Origin of the sequence: Streptomyces spongiae (genome assembly GCF_009377185.1) — a bacterium.
In the GTDB taxonomy this organism is placed as follows: Bacteria; Actinomycetota; Actinomycetes; order Streptomycetales; family Streptomycetaceae; genus Streptomyces; species Streptomyces spongiae.
The window spans coordinates 1-3,262 of the sequence record NZ_VJZC01000838.1 but is presented as its reverse complement, the minus strand read 5'-3'; the positions used below and the strand labels follow the sequence as shown (position 1 = coordinate 3,262).

At 74.7% G+C, this 3,262-nt stretch carries 3 protein-coding genes; 2 read left to right on the top strand and 1 reads right to left on the bottom strand.

All coding sequences use genetic code 11. The annotated features are described in order from the left end of the window. The first annotated feature begins 5 nt into the window (after positions 1 to 5). A complete protein-coding gene (locus tag FNH08_RS47540; protein WP_152778123.1) occupies positions 6 to 1,001 on the top strand; it encodes a FecCD family ABC transporter permease in 996 nt (331 codons plus the stop codon). Next, positions 998 to 2,056, top strand: coding sequence for a FecCD family ABC transporter permease (locus FNH08_RS47535; RefSeq protein ID WP_152778121.1), 1,059 nt, complete (start codon positions 998 to 1,000; stop codon positions 2,054 to 2,056). The genes FNH08_RS47540 and FNH08_RS47535 overlap by 4 nt, the downstream gene beginning before the upstream one ends. A gap of 55 nt (positions 2,057 to 2,111) precedes the next feature. Here FNH08_RS47535 and FNH08_RS47530 read toward each other — a convergent pair whose 3' ends face one another. After that, entirely contained in the window at positions 2,112 to 3,176 is a 1,065-nt protein-coding gene (locus FNH08_RS47530) for a hypothetical protein (RefSeq protein WP_322726589.1), read from the bottom strand. Positions 3,177 to 3,262: the final 86 nt, after the last annotated feature.

The window sequence follows — 3,262 nt, the reverse complement described above, 5'->3', positions numbered from 1 at the left end:
CGCCCATGCCCGCCGCCCGACGCGTCCTCGTGATGACGGCGGCCGTCGTGGCACTGGGCCTCGCGGTACTGCTGAGCCTCGCGGTCGGCGCCCGTGCCCTGGCTCCCTCGGCGGTGCTCGACGCGCTGCTGCACGGCGGGGACAGCGCCGCCGCCGACGTCGTACGGAGCCTGCGGCTGCCCCGCACCCTCGTCGGGCTCATGGTCGGGGCGGGCCTCGCGCTGGCCGGAGCCGCCCTCCAGGGCATCACCCGCAACCCCATCGCCGACCCGGGGGTGCTCGGCGTCAGCCAGGGGGCCGCGGTCGGTGTGGTCCTGGCCATCGCGTTCGCGGGGGTGCACACGCTCACCGGCTACGTCTGGTTCGCGTTCGTGGGCGCGGGGATCGCCTCGGTCGTGGTGTACGCCATCGCGTCGAGCGGGCGGGGCGGCGCGACCCCGGTGAAGCTGGCCCTGGGCGGGGCGGCGGTCAACGCGCTGCTGGTGTCCGTGACCTCGGCCGTGCTGACGACCAGGGCGTCGGCGCTGGACGAGTTCCGGTTCTGGCAGGTGGGTTCGCTGGCCGGACGGGACGCGGAGCTCGTGGGGCAGGTGTGGCCGTTCCTGCTGCCGGGGGCCCTGCTCGTGCTGTCGGTGGCCCGTGGGCTCGACGCGCTCGCGCTGGGCGACGACGTGGCGCGCGGGCTCGGGCACCGCGTCGCGACCGTACGGGTCGTGGCCGGGCTCGGCGCCACGGTCCTCACCGGCGTCGGGGTGGCCGCCGCCGGCCCGCTCGCCTTCGTGGGCCTCGCCGTCCCGCACCTGGCCCGCGCGCTGGTCGGCCAGGCGCACCGCTGGGTGCTGCCGCTGTCGGCGCTGCTGGGACCCACCATGCTGCTCGTCTCGGACACCGTCGGCCGGGTCCTGTTCCCGCCGGCCGAGGTCCCGGCGGGCGTGATGACCGCGCTGATCGGAGTGCCGTTCCTGGTGTTCCTGGTACGTGGCAGGGCGGTGCCCGCATGAGCGTCCTGGACCCGGCCGGCTACTCGGTCCTGCGAGCGGGCCGCACGTCCGTCCTGCTGCACCGCAGGGCCACCCTGGTCGCCCTGGCCCTGACCGTGCTCCTGGCGGCGACGAGCCTGGCGTATCTGTGCGTGGGCGAGCGTTTCGTACCTGTGGGCGAGGTCCTCAAGGTCCTCACGGGACAGCCCTCGTCCGCCGAACTGATCGTGGGCACGCTGCGGGAGCCGCGACTTGCGGTGGGCCTCCTGGTGGGCGCCGCGTTCGGGGTGGCGGGCGGCCTGATCCAGACGGTCGCCCGGAACCCCCTGGCCAGCCCCGACGTCATCGGGATCAGCCAGGGCGCGAGCGCGGTGACGGTCGCGGCGATGACGTTCGGGGTGACGTCGTACGCGGTCCTGCCGTACCTGTCGGTGGCGGGCGGTCTGATCGCAGCCACGCTGGTCTACGTCCTGGCCTGGCGAGGCGGCCTCCAGGCGACCCGCTTCGTCCTGATCGGCATCGGCTGCGCGATCGCGCTGCGGTCGGTGACCACCCTCCTGATGACCAAGGGCGACTACCTGGTGGCCCAGCAGGCGCAGATCTGGATGACGGGCTCGCTGAACGGCCGCGGCTGGGCCGAAGCGCGCCCCTTGGGCTGGGCACTGCTCGTCCTTCTACCCGCCGTGGTGTGGGCGGCGCGGGCGCAGCGGACGGTCGGCCTGGACGACGAGACGGCGGTCGCGCTGGGCGTACGGCTCGGGCGGGTACGGCTCGGTCTGGTGGCCCTGGGCGTGGTGCTGGCGTCGACGGCGACGGGAGCGGCCGGCCCGGTGGACTTCGTCGCCCTCCTGGCCCCCCAGATCGCCCGCCGTCTGACACGCACGCCGCAGATCCCCCTGGTCTCCTCGGCACTGCTCGGCGCGTGCATCGTGGTCCTGGCGGACCTGCTGGCCCGCCGCCTCTTCTCCCCCACGGAACTGCCGGTGGGCGTGCTGACGGCCGCCGTGGGGGCGCCGTACCTGATCTGGCTGATCATCCGCAGCCGTACGGTGCGTGCGGCGGGAGGCGGGGCGTGAGCGGTCGCCGGGACGCGCCAGGGGCCTACTGCGGGCGCCGGGACACACCAGGGGCCTACTGCGGGCGCTGGGACCGCCAGAGCAGGTAGAGGGCGGAGGCGACGGCCGCGGCGCGCAGGGTCCAGGGCCAGGTGTCGCTGATCGCGTCGCTCATGTGCCCCTCGGCGATGGGGTCGCCCCACCGGCCCTCCGTACGCCCCCACAGCCAGACGATCCAGGCGGCGCCGACCGTTCCGGGGACGCCCAGGACGGCCCACTTGGACTGGTTCGGGGTGAGACGGCGGGACAGATAGGCGATCAGCCAGCCGAGGGCGAGCGGAACGAGGCTGCCGACGACGGCGCCCGCGACGAGGAGGGCGGCGGCGAGGAGGAGCAGGGGGTTGTTCCAGCCCCCGCCGGGCCGCAGCCGCGGAAGAACACGCCGCCGCGCACGCCCGACGGGCACGTCGGCCTCGGCCCCCGCCGCGTCCTCCTCGCCCAGCTCCTTCTCAAGACTGAGCGGGCCCTGTTTCGGCTCGGGCTCACCGGTCGGCTTCGGCTTCTCCCTCTCCTTCTCCGGAGGAGGCTTCAGCAACTCGGGGATCTCCACGCCCCCGACGAACCCGGGCACGCTGTCACCGAGATCGAAGTTGCTCCCGTGCAGACCGCCCTGCGGACGGGCCATGGGGTTGCCGTCCCCCTGCCACCAGTCGATCTGTCCGGCGCTGTCACCGAGTTCGTCGAGTCCGGCGAGGTGCGGCGGGGTGGGCCCGTCGTCCGGGCGCGGCGCCGGTGCGGGATCGGCGGCGCGCGGCCGGGGCACGACCCGGCGCAGTCCCTTGGGCCGGTCCTCCGGTTCACTCTCCCGCTGGACGGGAACGGCGGCGCGGGGCGCCTCCGGCGCGCCGGCCTCCGAGCCCCCCGCGGAGGCCACGACCTCGTCCGGGGTGCCGAGCCGGGCGAGGATTCGGCGCACCGCGGCCGGACTGTCCACCGCCACCTTCGCCCGCCGCCGGTCGATCTCGTTACGCAACTCCGCCACGAGCCGCATCCGCGCCGCCGACGGCACCTGCCGCTGCTGGGCCAGGTCACCGACCCGGCTCAGATACTCAAAGACGACCTGATCACTCTCGATCCCCACGAAGTCCCCTCCGGGGCGGGTGCGTTGCGTAAGCGGTACGAGAGACGTTACCGCGCCCCGAGGCAGGTCATCGGGGGGTATGGGGG